This window comes from Shewanella surugensis, assembly GCF_023284005.1.
Taxonomy (GTDB): domain Bacteria; phylum Pseudomonadota; class Gammaproteobacteria; order Enterobacterales; family Shewanellaceae; genus Shewanella; species Shewanella surugensis.
This window is the reverse complement of record NZ_JAKIKS010000107.1, coordinates 1-19749: the sequence shown is the minus strand read 5'-3', so window position 1 is coordinate 19749 and position 19749 is coordinate 1. Positions and strand designations below refer to the sequence as shown.

The window sequence follows — 19749 nt, the reverse complement described above, 5'->3', positions numbered from 1 at the left end:
ATTTTTAGTCATTGCGATGTTCCTTTTGTTAATTGTTGATCGGCCAAGATCAATTAACAGGTTACATCGCAATGCTTTATCCTCATACACCAGAAACGACTATAGCTCGTATTATCATGGCAATGACTCATTCTACTAAGCTGAAATTGATCACAAATGATAATAAACAGGGAACTTGTTTGTAGGTTGTGTTCAAAATCAATGTCTGTCTATTATTGAGATTTAGGGGGAATATTAATAAGATTAACTACATGCCTTTTTATCAGCATAGTCAAGATGAATTAACCATAATCAATGGGTGTTGATTAAGAAGGAATATCAATAAGTTTGCCGATCTGAAGGGGTGATTGGCTTTTAAAGGGAGTTTTTATGTCGGATACACCACAAGAATTAATGATAAACGGTAAATCTTTTTCGCTCGATGCTGATCCCAATATGCCTGTTTTATGGGCATTGAGAGATATTTTAGGCTTAACGGGAACAAAATTTGGGTGTGGAGCGGGTTTGTGCGGCGCCTGCACTGTGCATGTTGAAGGTAAGCCTATTCGATCATGTTTAACCAATTTACAGCAAGTTCAAGGTAAAGCAATTACCACCATAGAAGGCTTGAATAACCCTCAACTGTTAGCGGTATGGGCTGAGAAAAATGTGCCTCAATGTGGTTATTGTCAATCCGGTCAGCTGATGTCAGCGGCAGCATTGCTGACCCAATCTCCTCGTCCAACATCGAGTCAAATTGATGATGCTATGTCGGGTAATATTTGCCGTTGTGGCACTTATTCTCGGATAAAAGCGGCTATGGTGATAAGGAGCCGCAAAAATGAGTACTTTTACGGCAGTAGAAAACATCAGTCGTCGTGATGCATTAAAAATGTTTGGTGCAGTAGGAGGAGGCTTAGTATTAGGGACGACTGGGATGAGCTGGAGCCCCATGTTAATGGCACAAGAAAAAGAAGTGGCATTAAATCTTTTTGTGGCGATTGGTGAAGATAATAACGTGTATTTGACCTGTCATCGTTCTGAAATGGGACAAGGGATCCGAACAGGGATCCCTCAAGTGTTGGCTGATGAACTGGATGCTGATTGGGATAATATTGTGGTCGTACAAGCTTTGGCTGATGAGCGTTTGGGGAGCCAAAATACGGATGGTAGTCGCAGTATTCGTAAGCATTATCAAACAATGAGACAAATGGGCGCGATGGCTAGAACCTTGTTGGAGCAAGCTGCAGCGCTGCAATGGAAGGTACCCGTTACGGATGTGTATGCCAAAGCCCATCGAGTTTATCATCTCAACTCTAGTCGACAACTCAGCTATGGCGATCTTGCTGTTGCAGCTTCGGAGTTGCCAGTACCTGAACCCAATAAGATTAAGTTGAAATCAAGCAGTGAATTTATCCACATAGGCCAGTCTAGGCCTATCGTGGATATGCAAGCCATGTTGACTGGTCGTGCTCAATATGGCTATGACATTCGAGTAGAGGGGATGTTATATGCCAGTATTTTACGTCCACCGGTGCTGGGCTGTGTTCTGAAAACATTAGACGATGTAAAGGCGAGGAAGATCGCAGGCGTGATTGATATTATCCGCTTGCCTGAGTTAAAGGGGGCACCAAAATTTCAGCCTTTAGGGGGGGTGGCGGTTATCGCGACGAATTTATGGAGTGCACTGCAAGCTCGAAAAGTGTTAGAAGTGAGCTGGACTCAGGTGAGCAATAGTGGATACAACTCTAGATCTGATACTGAAGTACTCGTTGAAAGAGTACAAAAACCGGGTAAGGTAGTGCGTCAGCGAGGTGATGAAGTACCCGACTGGAGTCAGGTGGAAAAACTGAGTGCGATTTACACTGTCCCTTATCTCGCACAAGCTCCCATGGAGCCTCCGGTAGCGACAGCCCAAGTGACTTCGAATGGTTGTGAAATATGGGCATCGACACAAACTCCACAGAGTATACAAAAAAATGTTGCTGCGGCTTTAGGGCTAAAAGATGAGCAAGTTAAGGTGAATGTGACATTACTTGGAGGGGGATTTGGTCGTAAATCTAAACCTGATTTTAGTGTGGAGGCTGCTATTTTAGCGAAAGCAATAGAGCGGCCTGTAAAAGTGTGCTGGAGTCGTGAAGATGATATACAACATGGTTATTATCATGCAACGAGTGCGCAGTTTTATCAAGCGCAGCTTGATGAGACTAAAAAGCCAGTGGCTTTACTTGCCAGAACCGGTTTTCCCTCTATTAGTTCAACTTTTGCTGAAGGTATTGAATATCCCTCTGCGGGTGAGTTGGACTTAGGTTTTGTGGATGTGCCATTTGCATTGAAAAAAATGCGTTACGAGGCGGTAAAAGCGCCCTCTCATACACGGATTGGTTGGATGCGCTCAGTGTGTAATATTCAACATGGCTTTGGTATTGGCAGTTTTGTCGATGAGCTTGCCCAGAATGCCGAGGTAACTTGCTTTGATATGTGGCGCTTATTATTGGGGCCAGAGAGGAAAGAAACATTCACCGATCAAAACTTTAAATACAGTAATTATGGGGAAACCTTAGCTTCATACCCTGTGGATATCAATCGGTATCTATCGGTTATTGAGGCCGTCGAAAAAGCCGTTCAATCGTCCCCGAAAGTGGGAGAAAACCAAGCTTGGGGTTTTGCTGTCCATCGAAGCTTTGTCAGTTATGTTGCTGTGGCAACCTTAGTTGAGATGCCTCAATCTCAGTCTGTAAGAGTAATCAAAACAATTACAGCGATGGATGCGGGGACATTGGTTAATCCTGATAGAGTGAAGTCACAAATGGAAGGTGCGGTTATTTTTGGTTTAAGTTTGGCTCTCACTGGAGAAATCAGTTTTAAAGAGGGCAAAGTTCAGGAGTCTAATTTTCATGATTACCCGGTATTACGTATGTTGCAGTGTCCGAGTATTGAAGTGATTTTGTTGCCATCAAATGAAGCGCCAGCAGGTGTTGGTGAGCCAGGGGTGCCGCCTATTGCGCCAAGTGTGACTAATGCTATTTTCGCAGTGTCAGGAAAACGCATTAGAGCGTTACCGATTAGTCAGCATTTACAGGTATAAGGACTGATTCAAAGCGCTGCTTGCAGTGCTTTGCGTTTCATCGAGTTGTTGGACCGCTAATGTTATGATTAATTAATATAGAGTAAGAAAGCACATAATAATGCGCTGACGAGAATAAATTCTTGTATGAAGCGCCGACAACGGATCACCTCATATTGAGCTTGTGTTAAACTTATTATCAATTGATTTTTATCATAAATATGACAAACTAATGCCTTGGTTGTGGGATCTAAAAAAAGCCGAAAGTTAGTGAGGTCCCCATTTTTAAGTTGGATACTGTGTTCGCTGTGTTGAGAAAAGTTGATTTTTCTAGAGACACATTTTCCATCAAGAAAAATTTGCTCTAATCCACACCAATTACTGGCTTTAATTTCAACTAATTGTTGATCAACGTCATATTGAAACTTAACCATGCTCCTCCAGTATCCCTAAGAAACAATGATGATAACCCGATGGATCGGAACGATTGCACCTTGTTAAAATTAGTACTTAAGTATAGTCGTATGAATGAAGTGTTGAATGATATTTAAGCAAAGATCGAGACTGTTTTCTAGTTAATAAAAATGAATTTTATGTTTCTAAATATGTTTAGGGTGAAATAGAATGGTGTTAATACCGCCTCAAACCCATTGGATCTGGTATCTTCAGGTGGCTTGGGGATCCCTCAGTCACCGGTATATAAGATCTAGACACATAATTAATGTGTCTGGATCGGTTAAATTTGACTGGATAGGCTGCTTAGTCTATTGCAACGTCGTTGCTAGCCGCTTCAATGATGGCTTGAGCCATACCATCTGCAATCTCACCCGTCGTGCGATTTTCAGTGTCAGCCTGTTGGAAAATGCGCAATAGAGTATGATAAATTTCTTCTACTTTTTTGGTGGCGAGTGCCGCATCATAATTTTTTTCAAAGGAGACATTAATGATCCCACCGGCATTAATGACATAATCTGGCGCGTATAGGATCCCTAAGGATTTGAGTTGCTCCCCATGGCGAACTTCGCTTAACTGATTATTGGCGCAACCCGCAACGATGGTGGCCTTTAATTGTGGGATCGTGTCATCATTAATCGTTGCACCTAATGCACAAGGTGCATAGATATCGACATCTTGATGATAAATATCATCTGGAGCCACTGCGGTTGCGCCAAATTCTTTGACCACTTTATCAATGTTGGATTGATGAATGTCGGTTACGATGAGTTCTGCACCGTTTTCATGAAGGTGACGGCATAAATAGTAGCCTACATGGCCTAGGCCTTGGACAGATATTTTAAGCCTTTTTAATGAGTCCAGTCCTCGTTGATGTTTTATCGCCGCTTTAATGCCTAAATAAGTGCCTAAAGCGGTATAAGGAGAAGGATCACCGCTCTTGCCTTCAAGGCCAGCCATATAAGGGGTTTCTTCATGAGCAATCATGATATCAGCAGTTGTTGTCCCGACATCTTCGGCTGAATAATAACGTCCTTCTAAGGTATGAATGAAGCGACCAAATGCGCGGAATAAAGCTTCTCTATTTTTGGTTTTAGGATCGGCAATGATGACAGATTTACCCCCACCCATTTTTAATCCTGCGAGTGCATTTTTGTATGTCATGCCACGAGATAGGCGCAAAACATCATTTAGGGCTTCATCTTCAGATGCATAATTCCACATTCTGCAACCGCCAACAGCGGGTCCCAGTTTGGTATTGTGGACGGCAACGATGGCCTTTAAGCCACTTTCTTCATCATGACAAGTCAATACCTGTTCATGCTCGTCAATAGAGATATCATTTAATACAGCCACGTGCTGATCTCCGTTTAAGCGCTAAAAGGGCTAACCAGCACATGCGTGTGGCCAGCTTGTTATATTTATTTGCAGAACGATAGCATTTAGCGATACCCTCAACCAAGTAAACAAATAGATTTTTTATAAGAGAGCTGGAAGTTTTGCTTTCCACTTTACGTTAACGTAAATAAATGGGTGATTTTTTTCTCTATAATCTTTAAATATAGACGAGTTGTTCATAATAAGAAAGAAAGGAGCAGGTAATGGCGGAAGAAGTGATTGAGCAATCCTCAAAGGAAGAACAAGACAAGTTGCGTCAGGAGTGGATCCAAACGCAGTTTCAAAAAGCGAATAAGTTTCTCGCTGAAAAAGGTATTTTACCTTCGAAAGTTCATCCAGAGTCGAGTCGTTATTTAGCCCCATTTGTGGCTATTTGGAAAATTGAATCAAAGAAACCCATCAAGCAAACGTTTTGGGTGATGTCAGGTGATTTGCCTGCTGATTACGTTGATATCAATGTGGCGGCAACGGCTAGAGATGCTTTACGTCATTTTTCGATGGTTTGGCAAATGAAGGCGGAAAATATTCGTCAGTCGACATTAATCAATGATCCCACTCAAGCTAAATTTGCACAGTTGTTAGTGTCTCGGGCTGAAAGCCTTTATCAAATTCATAATGACGATAAATTGTGGGGATAGATCGAGGCATAAGTGAACATAGCTTTTACTGTGGTTAAATAACATAAAGGCATGCTGTTCATGCCTTTATGTCTAATAAAGCCTTTAAACAGGCCTTAGTGCTGTTTATGCATTATTTTAGGGCAGTCCGCTTAATGGCTATTCACTCCCATTCACCTAACGATTACTCGCTTAAATAATAGTAACCTTTATTCAGCAATGACAAAATAATAGCGGAAACATTGTCCATTTTACATAGTGATTGACAGCTTGTATTGTCAAACTGTAATTGATCCACGAATGTTGACATCACATCTTGAACGACTTTATTTTCTATATTGCTGAAATCAATTTGCTCACCATTAATAAATAATCGATGATTAGGATCGTTTTCCACTTGCAGTACTTTCAAGCCTCCAATGCGATATAAGCTTGCACCTTGTGATAAAGCCTCTTTAAGATCTGGGCTTGTGTAGTTTTCTTCTGGTTCACAAATATCTAAATCAAAACGATTCTGACTGAGTACTTTACCTAACAGAGCTTGGTAGTGGTTAGGGTCTTGCAATATGTCTTTTAATAAGTCCATCATGCCTTGTTGATGTGCTTGACTAATAAGACCTGCAACAGGCGGCTCATCTTGTGAGGTAAAACGTGTGAGGCCTGCATTATTATCAATTAGATTGTCAGCCACTTCGCTGAATAATTCTTGTTGGCTTGGGGCACGAAATCCCATGGAATAACTCATGGCTGTGGTGATCGTTTGGCCTTGATGAGGAAAACCGGGAGGAATATAAAGCATGTCTCCTTTTTCGAGGATGACATCAATGATGGGCTCAAAACCTTCAATGAGTGGCGTTGTGGTACTGTTATTTTTACTGGCGTACTGGCCCTTGTTTCCCACTGTCCATTGCCGTTTGCCTTCGCCTTGTATTATGAAAACATCATAATTATCAATATGGGCACCCACGCCACCACCAGGAGTGGCAAAAGACACCATAAGATCGTCAAATCGCCAATCCGGAATGAAGCGAAAAGCTTGAATGAAATCGTTAGTTTCGGGATACCAATGGTTGAGTGCTTGCACTAATAATTGCCAATTTCGTTCACCAAATTGAGCATAATCTTCAAACGGACCTTGATGAATATTGCAGTCATTTTCAGTAGTAACAACGACGCGAGAGCTGACTTCTTCTTCACAGGCTAAGCCGGCAAGTTCATCTGAAGTGATGATATCTTCAAAGTTAGGAAAGGCTTTTTTGATTAATAAAGGCTTTTTTTGCCAATAATTTTGTAAAAAATCGCGGGTATTGAGATCCAAGGTGTACATGGTGATTCCATATGCATGTTAGGGGAAATAGAGACCTAAATGACCTGAGGCTATTATTTGCAGGTGGCTTAGGTTTATATTCACTAACGCGTTTTGAGCGATAATAAATAAGGCAGCAAATTTACATTTGCCGCCTTATCACGTCATCGATAACCTATTTTCAATAAGTCATTGATCATAGGTTAATCGATGAGATTAATTAAGCTCATCGATAAAGGCTTCAGCACGGCCGATATAATTGGCTGGGGTTAATTTTTTCAGTTCAAGCTTGACGGCTTCAGGTAAATCAAGCCCATTAATGAAGTGAGCAAGTTGCTCGCCATCTATGCGCTTACCGCGTGTCAGCTCTTTTAATTTCTCATAAGGTTTTTCAATACCATAGCGACGCATCACCGTTTGTACCGGTTCAGCAAGGACTTCCCAGTTATTATTCAGCTCTGCCAATAATTGTGCTTCATTGACTTGCAGTTTACTGATCCCTTTTAGCGTGGCTTGGTAGGCAATAATAGCATGTGCCATACCCACCCCTAAATTGCGTAAAACCGTCGAGTCAGTCAGATCACGTTGCCAGCGAGAAACAGGTAGTTTTGCTGCTAAGTGCTGCATTAAGGCATTCGCAATGCCTAAATTGCCTTCAGAGTTCTCAAAGTCAATCGGATTGACTTTATGCGGCATGGTTGATGAACCAATTTCACCGGCAATAGTGCGCTGCTTAAAGTGTCCTAGGGCAATGTAGCCCCAAATATCGCGATCAAAATCGATGAGGATAGTATTGAATCTTGCTATGGCATCGAAGAACTCGGCAATGTAATCATGGGGCTCAATTTGCGTGGTGTAAGGATTCCAAGTGAGCCCTAAACCGGTGACAAAATTTTCTGATACTTGATGCCAATTCACTTCTGGGTAAGCTGAAAGGTGAGCATTGTAGTTACCGACAGCGCCATTGAGTTTCCCCATTATTTCGATAGCGTCAATTTGCTTTAGTTGACGTTGAAGACGCACGACAACGTTAGCCATCTCTTTACCGAGTGTAGAAGGTGAAGCAGGCTGGCCGTGAGTGCGAGACATTAATGGAATTAAGCGATAATCAAACGCCAGTTGCTTAATGGCATCGATGACTTGCTGGCAATAGGGTATTAAAACCTGTTCTCTTGCTTCGCTTAGCATCAGTCCATGGGAAAGGTTATTAATGTCTTCAGAGGTACAGGCAAAATGCACAAATTCATTGATGGCATCAAGCTCAGCGTTATCCGCAATACGTTCTTTAATGAAGTATTCAACGGCTTTAACATCATGGTTGGTGGTTGCTTCAATAGTTTTGACTCGCTGAGCATCAGCTTCATTAAATTGATCTTTAATCTTATCCAGTAGGCTCAATGCTTCGTCGCTAAAAGCAGGCACTTCTTTAATTTCTGGACAGTTAGACAGCATTTTCAACCAGTTTATTTCGACTTGAACACGGTACTTGGTCAGGCCGTACTCACTGAAAATCCCTTTTAATGAGGCGGTTTTACTAGCATAACGACCGTCTATTGGAGAGATAGCAGTTAGTGCGGAAAATTCCATTGTAAGCTCCTTGATGAACTTGACTTATGATAGGGTGAGGTTTTTTTTAGCAATATCTAAGATCGATTTTCTATTAAAAATAAGGTAGCGGCGTTTTCCACCGAGTTGACGCCAAAGCACTGCGCTGCGCATGGCGGACAGTAATAATGCTCGGATTTTCTCTTGTGTTTGTGGGCGCTTTAAAAATTCAGGATTACCGGATATTTGCAGTTTAGGACCTAATGGGCTGATGATATCACTGTAAATACTTGCAAAATTGGCAATGACTTGATCGCTAGTGAGTTCAAAATGGTGCAGTTGCCTGTGGATTTGATTAATCCGCTCTGACAGCATACCGAGTGCATTAGGAGCACGTGATAATTTTCGTTCTAAGGCTAAAATACCCACTAAATAGCGGGTGATTTCCATGTCTTTATTTTTACTGTCGCTGAGCTGTTCGACAATGAGTTTATAGCCCTTATTAAGCGCAATTTTATCAGTATAGACATCGCTGGTGATATCAGGATTGGTGACTAAAATGGCACTTAAACTCGCAGCAATGCCATCCATGTCGGCACTGCTTTGTCTTGTCAGGTGTTGTACTTGGCTAATGGCTTGTAAAATGCCGGCCAATGCCATGGTTCGTTCAGTTTGATCGCTCAATTCGTTACTCTCTTATCAGTGAGTCGATGATCCCGCCGCCTAAACACATGTCATGATAATAAAAAACGGCAGACTGTCCCGGCGTGACGGCCGCTACGGCGTCATCAAAAATCACTCGAATGTGTTTGTCATTATCATAGGTCAAGGTACAGGGTACGTCTTGTTGACGATAACGGGTTTTAACCGTCAATTTAGCGCCGTTTTTAGGCCCTTTGCTGTCGACCCAATGCAATTGGTTTGCGACTAAGCCTTGAGACATCAATCGAGGATGATGGCCACCTTGACCGACAATCAGTACGTTACGAGTGAGATCTTTTTCAACGACATACCAAGGATCGTCGCCACTGTCTTTCATACCACCAATACCTAAGCCTTTACGTTGGCCTAAAGTATGATACATCAAACCTTGATGTGTGCCGATAACGTCACCTTCAGAGGTTTCAATATTACCGGGCTGTGCGGGTAAAAACGTGGCTAAAAAGTCAGTGAATTTACGTTCACCGATGAAACAAATGCCTGTGCTATCTTTTTTATCATGGGTAATGAGTCCCATTTCTTTAGCTATTTCTCTGACTTGACTTTTTTCAAGCTCACCGACGGGGAACAAAGAGCGCGCAATTTGCGCGTGGTTTAATGTATAAAGGAAGTAGCTCTGATCTTTATTGTTATCGACGCCACGTAGCATTTGACTTTGGCCGTCGATGTCTCGGCGACGCACATAGTGCCCCATGGCGATAAAATCAGCATCAAGGATATCGTCGGCAAAATCTAAGAAAGCTTTAAATTTGATTTCCTTATTACACATGATATCGGGATTAGGAGTGCGCCCAGCTTTATATTCAGCTAAGAAATACTCAAAGACGTTATCCCAGTATTCGGCCGCAAAATTAACGGTATGTAATTTAATTCCCAGCTTGTCACAAACGGCTTGGGCATCTTTTAAGTCTTCGGCGGCCGCGCAATATTCATCGGTGTCATCTTCTTCCCAGTTCTTCATGAACAGGCCTTCAACTTGATAGCCTTGCTGGAGTAATAAGTAAGCTGAGACTGAGGAGTCAACACCACCGGACATGCCGACAATGACTTTTTTACCAAGAAGCGTGGGTTCGATAGCTGTCATAGATCCTAAAAACCGTTAAAGTGAACTGTATAAAAGAGTGACGATGTTGTTTTTAACTTAAGATATTGTCTTTTTTTAGATAACATCTTATTAACGCCACGGTGTTTTGTGGCGCATAATTCTATCATGCCTTGAAGCGAGGAGCCATCTTAGCGGCGAGGAAAATAAAATTGAAATTAAAGGATCAAAGTGACAAATATTGGTCATTGAGAATAGAAAGTGGATAGTGGGGGTTATTGCGATAATCTTTAAGGGATTGCAGCACCAGTGGACTGCGTAATTGCGTTTTTAGTGTCAGAATTTCTTCGAAAGTGAGCCATTTTGCATTCAATATGGCTGGATCTTGTGGGTTTGGTGCTATTTGTTTATCGAGACTAGCGCAAAAGGTATAACGCACAAAGGCTAAATCAGTATTTGCGCTGAATTGGTAAATGCCGACTAATGCTTTAGGGACTAAATGGATCCCTGTTTCTTCTTGAACTTCTCGTTGACAGGCTGTGATTAAACTTTCATTAGGCTCAAGGTGGCCAGCGGGTTGATTATATTGAAGGCGGCCATCAATCATTTCTTCCACCATCAAATAGTGTTGATCCGCTCGAATAATACAAGCGACTGTCGTATTAGGTTTATAGCGTTCAGTCATGACATTACTCTGTGTTGTTCTGGAAAATGACTAGTCTTTAGCGTTCATGGGCAAGGAGCGATATTGGCCAGAAGGGAGATCATCTAGACTCCATTGACCGATTTTATAACGGATTAATCTGAGTGTAGGGAAGCCGATATACGCCGTCATACGGCGTACTTGACGGTTTCTCCCTTCTGTTATGGTGATTTCAAGCCAAGTCGTTGGGTTGTTTTTTCTTTCTCTAATAGGGGGCGTTCTTGGCCATACTTGAGGAGGGAGGATCTGTTTGACTTGGGCCGGTAAAGTGGGGCCATCTTTAAGTTTAACCCCTTGCCTGAGTATGGCTAGCTGCTCATTACTGGGGATGCCTTCCACTTGCACCCAGTAGGTTTTTGCCGTTTTTTTATTAGGTTGGGTGATTTGGGCTTGCAATTTACCGTCATTGGTTAATAACAATAGGCCTTCGCTGTCTCTGTCGAGCCGGCCAGCAGCGTACACATCACTGATAGGAATAAAATCCTTTAGTGTCTGGCGACCCTGCTCATCGGTAAATTGGCATAGCACATCAAAGGGCTTATTAAACAAAATAAGCTGAGGGTTTTTGACCTGTTTTTTTACGGGGCGGTGATATGCGGGTTTGTGTGCATTCGGTCGCGCTTTTTGACTGGCCTTACTCGTTTTGCGTTGAAGTGAACGAGTAGCGATTTTTGGCGGATGAGATTGTGTCACGCTAATTGACTTCGCTGTGATGAAAAGACTCAGTGTACAGCTTAGTTGCCATAACTATGAAGTGAAATTTGAATCTTACAGGGAATGCTCTATTATGGGCGTCTAAAATGTTATGGTTCCCATTAATCTACTTTTGAGACACAGTGGCGTAAGACTGAGTGTATAATCAGCATTCTGTGATTCATTCTACTGGGGATTAATGAGAGAAGACAGGCGTCGGGTGGATGTATCGTGCTTTTTATAAGTCCTGCAGTAATAAGCCTTACTGCACATTCTCGGTTCGCTTCGTTTAATCTTCGAAGGCATCATTTTACAGATTTATAGGTATTACCTTTTTTAGTTTATTATTCAAAGTAGGATAAGATATGAACGATAAGTCAACGATCATTTACACCGAAACAGATGAAGCCCCAGCATTAGCGACTCTGTCTCTATTACCTATCATTAGCACTTTTACGCGTGCAGCAAATGTGAATGTTGAAACCCGGGATATTTCTCTTTCTGGACGTATCATTGCCAACTTCCCTAATCACTTAAGCCCTGAGCTAAGAATAGGGGATGCGCTTGCTGAGCTGGGAGAGTTAGCGACTAAGCCTGAAGCGAATATCATTAAGTTGCCGAATATTAGCGCCTCTATTCCACAACTTAAAGCGTGTATCGCAGAGTTACAAGCGAAAGGTTACGACTTACCTAATTATCCTGATGAGCCTAAAAATGCGGCTGAAGAGGCGATTCAGAAGCGTTATGACAAAATCAAAGGCAGTGCGGTTAACCCTGTGCTTCGTGAAGGAAATTCAGATCGTCGCGCCCCTGGCGCGGTGAAAAAGTATGCCCAAAAACATCCACATTCTATGGGGGCGTGGGCAAGTGATTCTAAGTCGCATGTGGCGCATATGAATGAAGGTGACTTTTTTGGTAGTGAGAAGTCATTAACGGTTGCCCAAGCGGCGAATGTTAATATCGTACTGACAAAAACGGATGGCAGTGAGAAAGTCCTGAGAGAGTCTTTATCCCTTAAAGCGGGCGAAATTCTTGATGGGGCAGTGTTAAGTAAAACGGCATTGGTTGATTTTTATCAGCGTGAAATTGAAAATGCAAAACAAGAAGATGTGTTGCTTTCTTTACACCTCAAAGCCACCATGATGAAAGTGTCTGATCCTATTCTTTTTGGTCACGCCGTTAACGTTTTTTATGCTGATGTGTTTGCTAAGCATGGCGAGTTATTTGAAGCGTTGGGTGTAGACGTTAATAATGGTGTCGGTGATGTGTATGCAAAAATCGCCACTTTACCTGATGCGAAACAAGCGGAAATAGAAGCCGATATTGCAGCGGTTTATGCTCATCAGCCTGCGTTAGCGATGGTTGACTCTGATAAGGGTATCACCAATTTACATGTGCCAAGCGATGTGATCATTGATGCGTCTATGCCTGCCGCTATTCGCAGTTCAGGGAAAATGTGGGGACCAGATGGTCAATTAAAAGACATGAAAGCGATGATTCCAGATCGTTGCTATGCGGGTGTTTACCAGGAAACAATTCAGTTTTGTAAACAACATGGTGCTTTTGATCCCAAGACCATGGGCAGTGTGCCTAATGTGGGTTTGATGGCACAGAAAGCAGAAGAGTATGGCAGCCATGATAAGACCTTTGAAATTCGAGCCGCTGGCACCGTCAATGTGATTGATAATAATGGTGATGTTTTAATGTCACACCCGGTGGAAGTCGGTGATATTTACAGAATGTGCCAAGTTAAAGATGCCCCGATTCGTGATTGGGTTAAGTTAGCGGTTAATCGCGCGCGTTTGTCCAATAAGCCAGCGGTATTTTGGTTGGACTCTGCTCGTGCTCATGACGTGCAGATGATCCAAAAAGTTGAGATTTATTTAAAAGATCATAATACAGAGGGATTAGAGCTGCATATTATGTCGCCTGTTGAAGCGACGCGCTTCACCCTTACTCGAGTGAAAGAAGGATTGGATACGATTTCGGTGACAGGCAATGTATTACGTGATTATTTAACGGATTTATTCCCTATATTGGAATTAGGCACGAGTGCTAAGATGCTCTCTATTGTTCCTCTTATGAATGGGGGGGGTTTGTTTGAAACCGGTGCCGGAGGCAGTGCGCCTAAACATGTTCAGCAAGTTGAGAAAGAAGGTCACTTACGTTGGGATTCATTGGGTGAGTTCTTAGCTCTAGGGGCTTCTTTAGAACATTTAAGCCAAAGTACAGGGAATGACAAAGCGCAAATTTTAGCTGATACACTTGATGACGCGATCGGACAGTTTTTAGATTGCAATAAATCACCATCACGTCGTGTGGGTGAACTTGATAATCGGGGCAGTCATTTTTATCTTGCTATGTATTGGGCGCAAGCCGTTGCAACGCAAACACAAGATGGTGAATTACAAACTCAGTTTACTGACATCGCTAAAAAGTTAGTCGATAATGAAGCTGTGATTGTGAAAGAATTGAATGATGCTCAAGGCGAGCCAGTGGATTTAGGCGGTTATTATCGCTTAGACGCTGCGAAAGCGACAAAAACGATGCGTCCTAGTGTGACATTAAATGCCATTTTTGGGTAAATTGAGCGTTGTAACCGTTTTTTAAGGCAATAAAAAAGCAGGGGGTTAGCCCTGCTTTTTTTGCGTTTTATTGACTAATTAGACGGTGATATTGCTGATGCGTGCATCCCTTTCGGGCCCGCTTCCACCTCAAATGTCACAGGTTGGCCAGCTTTCAAAGTTCTATAGCCTTCCATTTCAATGGTAGAATAATGTGCAAAAACGTCTTCACCACCGGCATCAGGGCAAATAAACCCAAATCCTTTGGCGTTGTTGAACCATTTTACAGTTCCGCTTGCCATACGTTCACTTCCTTCTGTTGTTTACTTACCAGTAAGATAGTAAAACCAAATTAAAGCGATGAAAAATCCAGCGCTTAAGCAACAGAATGTAAGTTATAAAAGATAAAGTCAAGAACATTTTAACAAAATACAAACATTTCATTAAAGAATAATCTTCAAAGCGGTTACCTACGTGTCGATTGAAAAAGCGGCGAACAGATCGAAATAGATTGGTATATGCGATGACTAAGGGCTAAGATTGAAACATGAGTAGAACAGAACAAATCGAACACATAGAAGAAAGTGAGAGTACTGAATTTAAGAGACCTTCTATGTATTTAGTCATTTTAAATAATGACGATTACACCCCGATGGATTTTGTCATTGATATACTGAAACAGTTTTTTAGTAAAAATGAACAACAAGCAACAGATATTATGTTAGCAATCCATCATGAAGGGAAGGGCGTTTGTGGGGTTTTCCCTTTTGGAATTGCTGAAACTAAGGTTGCTCAGGTCAATCAATTTGCAAGAGAAAATCAACATCCGTTATTGTGTTCTTTAGAAGAAGCCTAGTGAGTTCATAACCGTTAATTTTTAGGGGGGCTTATGCTAAACAAAGATCTTGAAATCACCTTGAATCTGGCATTTCAACAAGCCAGAGACGCGCGTCATGAATATATGACGGTAGAACATCTATTGTTGGCGTTAATTGATAATCCCTCAGCACAGGAAGCGTTAGTGTCTTGTGGTGCAGATCTCGATAAGTTGCGAGAAGACGTATCGAGCTTTATTCAACAAACCACGCCTATTATTGCTGATTTAGAAGAAGAAAAAGAGACGCAACCGACGCTGGGTTTTCAGCGAGTGTTACAGCGCGCCGTGTTCCATGTCCAGTCTTCAGGGCGTAATGAAGTCACGGGTGCCAATGTGCTCGTCGCTATTTTTAGTGAACAAGAATCACAAGCAGTTTACTTATTACGAAATAGTGCAATTACGCGTCTTGATGTGGTTAATTTTATTTCCCATGGTTTTTCTAAAAAGGAAGACGCACAAGAACAAGCGCCGGGTCTTGATCGCCTTGAAGATCAAACCGAAGTAGAAGAAGACAGTAGTATGTTGTCTCAGTTTACGCTTAATTTAAATCAAGCGGTTGAGCAAGGGCATATTGATCCTTTAATTGGGCGAAGTGATGAAATTGAGCGCTCTATTCAGATCTTGTGTAGAAGGCGTAAGAATAACCCTTTATTGGTTGGTGAAGCGGGTGTGGGTAAAACCGCCATTGCTGAAGGGCTTGCTTATCGGATTGTTAAAGAAGAAGTGCCAGAAGTGATGAGTCAAGTTACGGTCTATTCTCTTGATTTAGGTTCATTACTGGCAGGCACTAAATATCGTGGTGACTTTGAGAAACGCTTTAAAGGCTTATTGAAAGAATTAAAAAATGATGAGAACGCTATTTTATTTATTGATGAAATACATACCATCATTGGTGCGGGGGCGGCGTCGGGTGGCGTCATGGATGCCTCTAATTTGTTGAAGCCTCTACTGTCGAGTGGCCATTTAAGATGCATGGGTTCAACGACATATCAAGAGTATCAAAGTATTTTTGAGAAAGATCATGCATTAGCACGTCGTTTTCAAAAAATTGATATCAATGAGCCCTCGGTGGCAGAGACCACCAAAATTCTTAAAGGCCTCAAATCTAAATACGAAGAATATCATGGTGTGCGCTATACCTTGGCGGCTTTGAGTATTGCTGCTAAATTGTCCGATAAGCATATCAATGATAGGCAACTTCCTGATAAGGCGATTGATGTTATCGATGAAGCGGGCGCAAGAATGGCAATGCAGCCGCAAAGTAAACGTAAAAAAACCATCGGTCAAAATGAAATAGAGGCCATCATTGCCAAAATGGCAAGGATCCCTGAGAAGTCGGTATCAACGTCTGATAAGGATTTGTTGAAGAACCTTGAGCGTAACCTCAAAATGGTCGTGTTTGGCCAAAATACAGCGATTGAAAGCCTTAGCGCAGCCATTCGCCTATCTCGTAGTGGCTTGAGTGTGGAAACGAAACCTGTAGGAAGTTTTTTGTTTGCAGGGCCAACAGGGGTGGGTAAAACAGAGGTGACGAGTCAACTAGCTTCCTGTTTAGGGTTAAAACTTATTCGCTTCGATATGTCTGAATATATGGAGAGTCATACGGTTTCAAGATTGATTGGAGCACCTCCAGGTTATGTCGGTTATGACCAAGGGGGGTTATTAACCGATGCGGTGATTAAAAACCCTCACAGCGTGGTATTACTGGATGAAATTGAAAAAGCGCATTCGGATGTTTATAACTTGCTTTTGCAGGTGATGGACCATGGCACCTTAACGGATAATAATGGGCGAAAAGCGGATTTTAGGCATGTTACCTTAGTGATGACGACCAATGCTGGTGTGAGAGAAACTATCCGTAAGTCAGTTGGCTTTAAACAGCAAGATCATAGTGAAGATGCGATGTCTGAAATTAATAAGTTGTTTTCACCAGAGTTTCGTAATCGCTTAGATTCGATTATCTGGTTTAATCATTTAGATATGACGGTGATTGCTAAAGTCGTTGATAAGTTCTTAGTGGAACTACAAGCTCAGCTGGATGAAAAAGGGGTCAGCTTAGAGGTGAGTGATGAAGCTTTAATTTTGTTGGCTGAGAAAGGTTATGATAAGAATATGGGCGCGCGTCCGATGTCTCGTGTGGTAACCGAATCGATTAAACGGCCTCTAGCGGATGAAATTTTGTTTGGTAAGCTAGAAAAAGGTGGTGTGGCGTATGTTGATGTGAAAGAAGGGGAAATAGTGATCACCACTGATTCCCTCGAGAAAGTGACCAGCTAATCGATTTATCTAGTGATGTTAAGTGAAAATAAAAAAGCCGGGGGAGACCCGGCTTTTTTGTATGCATATATAAATATATCGTTTAGGACTAACTTTAGCGTGAACGGAAGACGATGCGTCCTTTGCTCAAATCATATGGGGTCAGCTGAACCGTAACTTTATCACCCGTTAAAATACGGATGTAGTTTTTACGCATTTTACCTGAGATGTGTGCAGTCACGACATGACCATTTTCTAGTTCTACACGGAACATTGTATTTGGTAAGGTTTCAAGGATCGTACCTTGCATCTCAATGTTGTCTTCTTTCGCCATTAATCAGTTATCCTGTTAGCCTTCAAATAATAAAAACGAAAGCATGATGCCGGAATTAAGGCTTCCTGTAAAGGGAAGTTCCCCTAATCGCATAGAATCTCTCTTTTAAAGAGGAGGGAGGGTTGGATCTTTATCTGAGGGTATTGGAGGATTCCAACCTGAAGATGTGAGGATTTGATGGGGATTGTAATCACGTTTGTAAGCCATTTTTCTTGATTTATCTATTTGATAGCCAAGATATAGAAATTCTTTCTGCATCATTTTGGCAATACGGCATTGGAGTAAAATAAGAAAGGATCCTAAAGAACGTTTATGTTCATCCGGTTCGAAAAAACTATAGATAGCAGAAAAGCTATTGGGTAAAATATCCGTGACGGCAACACCAATTAATTTATCATCAAGGGTCAATTCTATTAGCATGGGGGAAAGCCAAGTTGATGAAATAAAGTTATGATATTGCTCTGGAGATGGGGGGTACATTCCTCCATCTCGATGACGTTCGTTGATATACCGTTCGTATAACGCATAATGCTGCTCGGTATGATGATCGACGATTGTCCAATTAACGTCTTTATTATTATTGAGTGTCCGTTTTTGTCTTTTAGAGGGTTTAAAGTGATTAACGGGAATTCGAATAGGTAAGCAAGCGTTGCAATGTGGGCAGTCTGGACGATAAATGGTGCTGCCACTGCGTCTAAAGCCCAAAGATAAAAGTTGTTCAAATAAGCTAGGATCAAGCCCTTGCTCTTGGATGACTAACAGCTGCTCCATTTCTTCACTGAGATAGCTACAACTAAATGTTTGGGTTTTTCCAACGGAAAACTTTTGTGCTTTAGAACTCAATAGACACCTCTTTTGGTTCCCAACAATGCTTGGCGACGTCTTTATCTCTTAATTGTATCAACTGAGAAATAAATTGGGAGCGAGAAATTGCTTTCGCACCCAGTGAGGTTAAATGGGGATTAACAATTTGAGCATCAATAAGAGTAAATTTTGATGACAGTAAATGCTGTTGCAGGCACATCATGGCGGCTTTTGAGGCGTTGCTTTCAAGATGAAACATGGACTCACCACAAAAAACTTGACCAATAGCGATACCGTAGAGACCGCCTATTAATAAATCGTTATGCCATACTTCAATAGAATGTGCATAACCTTGTTGGTGCAAAGTAAGGTAAGCATCTTGAATGTCTTGTGTTATCCAAGTCCCTTCTTGGGCCTTTCTTGGCAGGGAGCAAGCTTGAATGACATGAGGAAAGGCATGATTGATAGTATAACGCCATGCTTGTTTGTTGACATATTTACGTAGGCTTCGGCTAATGTTCAGCTGGCCTACAGGGATAACGGCTCTAGGATCGGGAGACCACCATAAAATAGGATCGTTATTATTAAACCAAGGAAAAATACCATTATAATAGGCATTGAGTAAGCGTTGAGGTCGTAAGTCTCCTCCTACTGCAAGTAAGCCATTAGGTTCGGTTAACGCTTGCTCTGCTGGAGGAAACGGCTGTTGGTCATTATTTAAGTAGGACAGAGTGTTCAAATTGAGTATGATTAATGCTTCTGATTACCTATAAGTTAGCGGAAAAATTGATATGTTGAAACCTCATCTTAGCTGGGCCTGTATTTTTTTATTGTTGACAGTCACGATCCCTGCACTAGCAGCTTATGATCGTAATCAAGCAGTTCCTGTTGAAAAGGTGGAATATGGACAAATTGTATCAGTTAGAAATATTACTCAAAAACAATTGATTGAAGATCAAAATCGAGGATGGAAAACCTTTGGTGGTGCGTTAATAGGTGGTGTGATTGGTAATCAATTTGGTGGCGGTAGCGGTAGAACGGTGGCGACGATTTTAGGTGCTCTGGTTGGAGCAGGTGTGGGAAATAATGTAGGAAACGAGCCCTATTATCAAGAAACATTATTGGTTGAATTGATGATTAAGCAAGAAGATGGTCAGGATATTATGATTTTACAAGATAGAGATCCGAACATGATATTTAATGTGAACGATGAGGTGAGGGTTGTTTATTTACAAGGATTTGTGAGAGTTGACATGGCGATGTAGTGTGTAATGAGACGATTAAGTGCTTAACTAAAAGTTATCGTATATTTTGACGGATAATTATCCATGATGTTTTTTACACTCTCTTTGAGTGCATCAAAAGTGATAAAATCATGGCAAGATAACCAT

Annotated in this window: 19 protein-coding genes; 7 read left to right on the top strand and 12 right to left on the bottom strand. The window is 41.7% G+C overall.

All coding sequences use genetic code 11. The features are described from left to right. Positions 1-369 precede the first annotated feature (369 nt). Both L2764_RS20485 and L2764_RS20480 read left to right on the top strand, forming a co-directional pair. A complete protein-coding gene (locus L2764_RS20485) occupies positions 370-861 on the top strand; it encodes a (2Fe-2S)-binding protein (RefSeq protein WP_248942208.1) in 492 nt (163 codons plus the stop codon). Then, positions 821-3067 (top strand): xanthine dehydrogenase family protein molybdopterin-binding subunit, encoded by a 2247-nt coding sequence (locus L2764_RS20480; RefSeq protein ID WP_248942207.1) that lies wholly within the window; start codon positions 821-823, stop codon positions 3065-3067. Before L2764_RS20485 ends, L2764_RS20480 begins: the two co-directional genes overlap by 41 nt. A 68-nt stretch (positions 3068-3135) precedes the next feature. Here L2764_RS20480 and L2764_RS20475 read toward each other — a convergent pair whose 3' ends face one another. Both L2764_RS20475 and L2764_RS20470 read right to left on the bottom strand, forming a co-directional pair. Then, on the bottom strand, positions 3136-3480 hold the full coding sequence (locus tag L2764_RS20475) for a hypothetical protein (protein ID WP_248942206.1): 345 nt from the start codon (positions 3478-3480) through the stop codon (positions 3136-3138). 325 nt (positions 3481-3805) lie between these two features. After that, a complete protein-coding gene (locus L2764_RS20470) occupies positions 3806-4855 on the bottom strand; it encodes a Glu/Leu/Phe/Val dehydrogenase dimerization domain-containing protein (RefSeq protein WP_248942205.1) in 1050 nt (349 codons plus the stop codon). 245 nt (positions 4856-5100) lie between these two features. Between L2764_RS20470 and L2764_RS20465 the strand changes: the two genes are divergently transcribed. Beyond that, on the top strand, positions 5101-5535 hold the full coding sequence (locus L2764_RS20465) for a DUF4826 family protein (protein ID WP_248942204.1): 435 nt from the start codon (positions 5101-5103) through the stop codon (positions 5533-5535). 163 nt (positions 5536-5698) lie between these two features. Here L2764_RS20465 and L2764_RS20460 read toward each other — a convergent pair whose 3' ends face one another. From L2764_RS20460 to L2764_RS20435, 6 genes are all read right to left on the bottom strand, one after another. Then, complete coding sequence (locus L2764_RS20460; protein ID WP_248942203.1) at positions 5699-6841, bottom strand: cupin domain-containing protein; 1143 nt, start codon at positions 6839-6841, stop codon at positions 5699-5701. Between the two features lie 195 nt (positions 6842-7036). Beyond that, positions 7037-8407: an adenylosuccinate lyase gene (gene purB, locus L2764_RS20455; RefSeq protein WP_248942202.1), complete on the bottom strand. Its 1371-nt coding sequence runs from the start codon at positions 8405-8407 to the stop codon at positions 7037-7039. A 24-nt stretch (positions 8408-8431) separates the two neighbouring features. After that, positions 8432-9049 carry a high frequency lysogenization protein HflD gene (gene hflD, locus L2764_RS20450; protein WP_248942201.1) on the bottom strand — a complete coding sequence of 206 codons (618 nt, stop codon included), beginning with the start codon at positions 9047-9049 and terminating at the stop codon, positions 8432-8434. A 4-nt stretch (positions 9050-9053) separates the two neighbouring features. Continuing rightward, positions 9054-10169: a tRNA 2-thiouridine(34) synthase MnmA gene (mnmA, locus tag L2764_RS20445; protein ID WP_248942200.1), complete on the bottom strand. Its 1116-nt coding sequence runs from the start codon at positions 10167-10169 to the stop codon at positions 9054-9056. A 184-nt stretch (positions 10170-10353) separates the two neighbouring features. After that, entirely contained in the window at positions 10354-10812 is a 459-nt protein-coding gene (locus tag L2764_RS20440; RefSeq protein ID WP_248942199.1) for an NUDIX hydrolase, read from the bottom strand. 30 nt (positions 10813-10842) lie between these two features. Continuing rightward, the gene (locus L2764_RS20435) at positions 10843-11523 is read right to left on the bottom strand and encodes a pseudouridine synthase (protein ID WP_248942198.1); all 681 of its coding nucleotides are present in this window, start codon (positions 11521-11523) and stop codon (positions 10843-10845) included. Positions 11524-11888: 365 nt separating this feature from the next. Between L2764_RS20435 and L2764_RS20430 the strand changes: the two genes are divergently transcribed. Then, positions 11889-14108, top strand: coding sequence for an NADP-dependent isocitrate dehydrogenase (locus L2764_RS20430; RefSeq protein WP_248942197.1), 2220 nt, complete (start codon positions 11889-11891; stop codon positions 14106-14108). Between the two features lie 74 nt (positions 14109-14182). On the opposite strand, the gene cspD is transcribed toward L2764_RS20430, so the two are convergent. Next, positions 14183-14389: a cold shock domain-containing protein CspD gene (gene cspD, locus L2764_RS20425; RefSeq protein WP_248942196.1), complete on the bottom strand. Its 207-nt coding sequence runs from the start codon at positions 14387-14389 to the stop codon at positions 14183-14185. A gap of 245 nt (positions 14390-14634) precedes the next feature. Here cspD and clpS point away from each other — a divergent pair, with 245 nt between their 5' ends. Further along, positions 14635-14943, top strand: a complete 309-nt coding sequence (gene clpS, locus L2764_RS20420) for an ATP-dependent Clp protease adapter ClpS (protein ID WP_248942195.1) — start codon at positions 14635-14637, stop codon at positions 14941-14943. Positions 14944-14976: 33 nt separating this feature from the next. Further along, positions 14977-17241 carry an ATP-dependent Clp protease ATP-binding subunit ClpA gene (clpA, locus tag L2764_RS20415; RefSeq protein ID WP_248942194.1) on the top strand — a complete coding sequence of 755 codons (2265 nt, stop codon included), beginning with the start codon at positions 14977-14979 and terminating at the stop codon, positions 17239-17241. A 94-nt stretch (positions 17242-17335) separates the two neighbouring features. On the opposite strand, the gene infA is transcribed toward clpA, so the two are convergent. The 3 genes from infA to aat form a co-directional block, all read right to left on the bottom strand. Further along, positions 17336-17554, bottom strand: coding sequence for a translation initiation factor IF-1 (gene infA, locus L2764_RS20410; RefSeq protein ID WP_005500725.1), 219 nt, complete (start codon positions 17552-17554; stop codon positions 17336-17338). A 105-nt stretch (positions 17555-17659) separates the two neighbouring features. Continuing rightward, entirely contained in the window at positions 17660-18397 is a 738-nt protein-coding gene (locus L2764_RS20405) for an arginyltransferase (RefSeq protein WP_248942193.1), read from the bottom strand. After that, complete coding sequence (gene aat / locus L2764_RS20400) at positions 18387-19097, bottom strand: leucyl/phenylalanyl-tRNA--protein transferase (protein ID WP_248942192.1); 711 nt, start codon at positions 19095-19097, stop codon at positions 18387-18389. Before aat ends, L2764_RS20405 begins: the two co-directional genes overlap by 11 nt. A 52-nt stretch (positions 19098-19149) precedes the next feature. On the opposite strand from aat, the gene L2764_RS20395 reads away from it, so the two are divergent. Next, complete coding sequence (locus tag L2764_RS20395) at positions 19150-19623, top strand: outer membrane lipoprotein (protein ID WP_248942191.1); 474 nt, start codon at positions 19150-19152, stop codon at positions 19621-19623. Positions 19624-19749 lie beyond the last annotated feature (126 nt).

Coding starts and splice junctions, on each gene's coding strand:
- L2764_RS20485 (WP_248942208.1), top strand. CDS start 370: ATGTCGGATACACCACAAGAATTAATGATAAACGGTAAATCTTTTTCG.
- L2764_RS20480 (WP_248942207.1), top strand. CDS start 821: ATGAGTACTTTTACGGCAGTAGAAAACATCAGTCGTCGTGATGCATTA.
- L2764_RS20475 (WP_248942206.1), bottom strand. CDS start 3,480: ATGGTTAAGTTTCAATATGACGTTGATCAACAATTAGTTGAAATTAAA.
- L2764_RS20465 (WP_248942204.1), top strand. CDS start 5,101: ATGGCGGAAGAAGTGATTGAGCAATCCTCAAAGGAAGAACAAGACAAG.
- L2764_RS20460 (WP_248942203.1), bottom strand. CDS start 6,841: ATGTACACCTTGGATCTCAATACCCGCGATTTTTTACAAAATTATTGG.
- purB (WP_248942202.1), bottom strand. CDS start 8,407: ATGGAATTTTCCGCACTAACTGCTATCTCTCCAATAGACGGTCGTTAT.
- mnmA (WP_248942200.1), bottom strand. CDS start 10,169: ATGACAGCTATCGAACCCACGCTTCTTGGTAAAAAAGTCATTGTCGGC.
- L2764_RS20440 (WP_248942199.1), bottom strand. CDS start 10,812: ATGACTGAACGCTATAAACCTAATACGACAGTCGCTTGTATTATTCGA.
- L2764_RS20430 (WP_248942197.1), top strand. CDS start 11,889: ATGAACGATAAGTCAACGATCATTTACACCGAAACAGATGAAGCCCCA.
- cspD (WP_248942196.1), bottom strand. CDS start 14,389: ATGGCAAGCGGAACTGTAAAATGGTTCAACAACGCCAAAGGATTTGGG.
- clpS (WP_248942195.1), top strand. CDS start 14,635: ATGAGTAGAACAGAACAAATCGAACACATAGAAGAAAGTGAGAGTACT.
- clpA (WP_248942194.1), top strand. CDS start 14,977: ATGCTAAACAAAGATCTTGAAATCACCTTGAATCTGGCATTTCAACAA.
- infA (WP_005500725.1), bottom strand. CDS start 17,554: ATGGCGAAAGAAGACAACATTGAGATGCAAGGTACGATCCTTGAAACC.
- L2764_RS20395 (WP_248942191.1), top strand. CDS start 19,150: ATGTTGAAACCTCATCTTAGCTGGGCCTGTATTTTTTTATTGTTGACA.